This is a genomic window from Actinomadura sp. CNU-125 (assembly GCF_001942465.1).
GTDB lineage: Bacteria > Actinomycetota > Actinomycetes > Streptosporangiales > Streptosporangiaceae > Spirillospora.
Window position 1 is genome coordinate 1 of sequence record NZ_MKJY01000373.1, and the last position, 4,010, is coordinate 4,010.

Below are 4,010 nucleotides of genomic sequence, written 5' to 3' on the forward strand. Positions count from 1 at the left end.
GTGCGGGGGAGGGCGGGTGCGGTGGTGAGGCCGATGGTGCCGATGATGATGAGGGGGGTGCCCGCGGCGATGCCGAGGGAGGGGGTGGCGGTGGCGGCGATGAGGGCGGCGAGGAGGGGGCCGGTGACGTAGAGGAGTTCTTCGGCGACGCCGTCGAGGCTGAGGGCGCGGTGCAGGAGGGTGCGGTCGGGCAGGAGGTCGTTCCAGTGGGTGCGCATGACGACGCCGAGCGGGGGTGCGGTGGCTCCGGCGGTGACGGCGAGTGCGGCGAGGGCGGGGACGGGGGTGCCGTGGCGCCAGGTGGCGGCGGCGAGGGCGGTGAGGGTGAGTGCGTGGGCGGCGGTGAGCGGGGGCAGGACGCGTCGGGGGCCGTGCCGGTCGATGAGGCGGGCGCGCAGGGGGCTGAGGGCGCAGATGGTGAGGCCGTAGAGGGCGGTGACGGCGCCGGTGGTGGTGTAGGAGCCGGTGGTGGCGACGAGGGCGAGGGTGAGGGAGAAGGGGGAGGTCGCGTAGGAGAGGCGGCCGATGAGGGTGAGTGCGAAGGTTCTGCGGGCGTGCGGGCGCGCGCAGGACTGCGCTGTAGGACATGGGGGTGTTCCTCTGGTGGGCCCGCGGGGGCGGGCGGTGTGTGGGGACGCCGGAGTGCCGCACCGGGTGGGGCGGGTGCGGTGCGGGGGCGTCCTACGCGCACAAGAGGAACTGCACGGGGTCGATCTTAGGGCGTCGGCGGGTGCCGGTGAAGGGGCGGTGAGGGCCGGTGGCGGGGGTGGCCGCCGGGTATGCCGGGGGCTTGCCCCCGGGTGTGTCAGGTGGTCGGCCAGTTGGTGAGGGCGACGTCGAGGGCGTCCAGGACGCGTGTCCAGGAGGTGTCGACGTCGCCGCTGTGGGCGAAGCCGCCGGCGCTTTCGAGGGTGACGTAGCCGTGGAAGGCGGCGGCGAGCAGCCGTACGGCGGGGGTCTGCTCGTTTTCGGGGACGCCGTAGCCGCGCAGGATCGCGCGGGTGAGTTCGGCGTGGCGGCGGCCCGCGGTGACGACTTGGGGGGTGGCGGCTTCGGGGGCGAGGCGCATCTGGGCGGCGGCGTAGCGGCCGGGGTGGGTTTTGGCGTAGTCGCGGTAGGCGTTGGCGAAGGCGGTGAGGGCGTCTTTGCCGGCGCGTCCGGCGAGTGCGGCGGCGACCCGGTCGGCGAGTTCGTCCAGGGCGAGGGCGGCGACGCGTGCGCGCAGGTCGTCGATGCCTTTGATGTGGGAGTAGAGGCTGGCGGTGGTGACGCCGAAGCGGCGGGCGAGTGCGGCGGCGGTCACGTTCTCCAGGCCGGTGTGGTCGGCCATGTCGGCGGCGGCGCGGGTCAGGCGTTCGGCGGTCACCCCGGCTCGCGGCATCCGTCGCCCCTCATTTCCCATGGTGTTCGGGTGCAGGCATGTCAGGTGATGGTGGCGGGGTCAGCCGGCGGCCCATTCGCGGCGGCGGGCTTCGGCGAGGGCGAGCGCGGCGGCGACCGCGACATTGAAGGAGCCGACGCGTCCGACCTGGGGGATGTAGGTGACGGCGTCGCAGGCGGCGAGGAGGGCGGGGGAGCAGCCGTGGTCTTCGCTGCCGACGGCGAGGCACACGTCGCCGTCCAGGGGTGCTTCGTGCAGGGGGACGGCGTCGGCGGTGAGTTCGACGGCGACGAGCCGCAGGCCTTGCTTGCGGACGGTCGCGGCGGCTTCGGCGGCGGTGCCGGCGTGTTCCCATTCCAGGAGCCGTTCGGTGCCGAGGGCGGTTTTGGCGACGTTGCGGTGGGTGGGCGGGGTGGCGTTGCCGGCCAGCCAGAGGCGTTCGACGCCGAACGCGGCGGCGCTGCGGATGATGGAGCCCATGTTGAAGGGCTGGGTGACCGACTCGGTGAGCAGGCCCAGGCGGGAGTCGGTGCGGCGGCGCCAGTCGCGGTTGAGGCGTTTGACGTCGGTGGGGCGCAGCTGGCGGCGTCCCTGCGGGGTGGTCATGGGGTCGGGCCTTCCACGGGCGGTGTCGTAGGGGTGTTCGGGGCGGTGTTCGGGGCGGTGACGCGCAGGACGCGGTAGGAGGAGCGGGACGCGATGCGTTCGGTGGGCATTCCGCGGCCGTCCAGCCATCGCTGCAGCGAGTCCGAGCCGAGGTGTTTCTGGACGACGAGGTGGGCGTGGGCGCCGGGCCGCAGGCGCGGCAGCCACGCGGTGAGGAGTTCGTGGAGGGCGGTTTTGCCGATGCGGATCGGGGGGTTGGACCAGATCGCGGCGAATCGCAGTGCGGGGTCGAGGGCGTCGGCGGGCGCGAACCGGGCGTTGGGCAGGGCGGCGGACGCGGCGTTGGCTTCGGCGAGTTCGAGGGCGGCGGTGGTTGACGTCGACGCCCCATACGCGGGCGGCGGGGGCGCGGGCGGCCATGGTCAGGGCGATGGGGCCGTAGCCGCAGCCGAGGTCGAGCTGGACGCCGTCGGGCGGGCCGGGGGACGGTTTCCAGCAGGACGCGGGTGCCGGGGTCGACGCGGTCGGGGGAGAACACGCCGCCGTCGGTGGCCAGGCGCAGGTGCAGGTCCGGCAGGACCAGGTCGATGGTGCGTCGGCGGCTCGCGGTGCCGGGCCGTTCGGCGAAATAGTGCTCCCCCACGTCGGCCGACCGTACCAGTGCGGGGGGCGGCCGCGCGCATCGCCGCCCGGGTCAGGGGAGGCGGGAGAACCAGGCGAGGGACGCGCCGCCGGCGGCGAGCGCGAACAGCAGCGCGATGCCGAGGTAGCGGGCGGACACGTCGCGGTGTTCGGTGGTGTAGCCCAGGGAGGTGCCGATGTCGGAGTAGACCTCGTTGAGCTGTCCGGCGTCGGCGGCTTCGTAGGCGTGGCCTTCGGTGTTGTCGGCGAGGAACCGCAGTGTTTCCTTGTTGACGGACACGCTGGTGGTTTCGCCTTCGATGGTGACGGTGCCGTAGGGGGTGCCGAAGGCGATGGTGGACACCGGGACGTCGGCGCCGCGGCTGGCGGTGACGGCTTCCTGTACCGACCGGCCGGTGGTGTTGTCGCCGTCGGACAGCAGGACGATGTGGGCGGGCGGGGGGTCTTGGCGGGCTTGGGCGTCGAAGGACCGGACGGCCTGCAGGGAGGTGAAGACCGCTTCGCCGATCCCGGTGCGTTTGGCCAGGGTGAGCTGGTCGATGGAGGCGATCGCGGCGGCGCGGTCGCGGAGGGGGCGGCGACGAGGTTGGCGTTGCCGGCGAATGCGACGACGCCGACGTGAAGCGGGACGGCAGGTCGTGGATGAATTGCTTGGCGGAGGATTTGGCGGCGTCGAAGCGGCTGGGGGACACGTCCCGGGCCATCATGGACAGGGACACGTCGATCGCGACCATGATGGTGGCGCGGTCGCGGGGGACGCGGACGTCGTCGGCGGGCCGGGCGAATCCGACCATCATCAGGGTGATCATGGCCAGGAAGAGGCCGGCGGCGACGTGTCGGCGCCAGCCGGGGCGGCGTGGTGCGACCTGCTGGAGCAGGGCGAGGTTGGTGAAGCGGACGGCGTAGCGGCGGCGGCGCCATTGCAGTGCGATGTACAGGCCGACCAGGATCGGGACGAGGGCCAGCAGCCAGAGGCGTTCGGCCGACAGGAACGTCATGGGCGCACTCCCGCGGTGTTGACGGGCCGGCCGGCGGCGCGGCGCTGGCGGAGGGCGAACCGGGCGACGTCGGCGATCCAGTCGCGGTCGGTGCGCAGGATCAGGTGGTGGGCGCCGCAGCGGCGCAGGGCGTCGCGGGTGCGGTCGCGTTGTGCGGCGGCGGCGCGGGCGTAGCGGTCGCGGACGCGGCGGTTCAGGACGATTTCGTGGACGGCGCCGGTTTCGGGGTCGGTCATTTCGACGAGGCCGACGTCGGGCAGTTCGAGTTCGCGGGGGTCGATGATCTCGACGGCGAGGACCTGGTGGCGGGCGGCGAGGCGGCGCAGCGGGCGTTCCCAGGGCGGCCGGAACGCGGTGCCGCCCGCGGCGTCGGGGTCGTCGGG

3 protein-coding genes and 3 pseudogenes are annotated in these 4,010 nt (G+C 73.7%); all 6 read right to left on the reverse strand.

Annotated elements, in window-relative coordinates:
- A partial coding sequence (locus BJF79_RS65950; RefSeq protein ID WP_158079372.1) for an MFS transporter occupies positions 1 to 863 on the reverse strand: 863 nt, incomplete at its 3' end.
- Complete coding sequence (locus tag BJF79_RS33845; protein WP_075903571.1) at positions 806 to 1,381, reverse strand: TetR/AcrR family transcriptional regulator; 576 nt, start codon at positions 1,379 to 1,381, stop codon at positions 806 to 808. The genes BJF79_RS33845 and BJF79_RS65950, both read right to left, overlap by 58 nt.
- Before the next feature lie 60 nt (positions 1,382 to 1,441).
- The gene (locus BJF79_RS33850) at positions 1,442 to 1,987 is read right to left on the reverse strand and encodes a TrmH family RNA methyltransferase (RefSeq protein WP_075903573.1); all 546 of its coding nucleotides are present in this window, start codon (positions 1,985 to 1,987) and stop codon (positions 1,442 to 1,444) included.
- Positions 1,984 to 2,630: pseudogene (locus BJF79_RS33855) on the reverse strand (class I SAM-dependent methyltransferase). The gene BJF79_RS33850 and the pseudogene BJF79_RS33855 overlap by 4 nt, the downstream one beginning before the upstream one ends.
- Positions 2,631 to 2,681: 51 nt before the next feature.
- A pseudogene (locus tag BJF79_RS33860) lies at positions 2,682 to 3,627 on the reverse strand (VWA domain-containing protein).
- A pseudogene (locus BJF79_RS33865) lies at positions 3,624 to 4,010 on the reverse strand (DUF58 domain-containing protein); the annotation flags it as partial. The pseudogenes BJF79_RS33865 and BJF79_RS33860, both read right to left, overlap by 4 nt.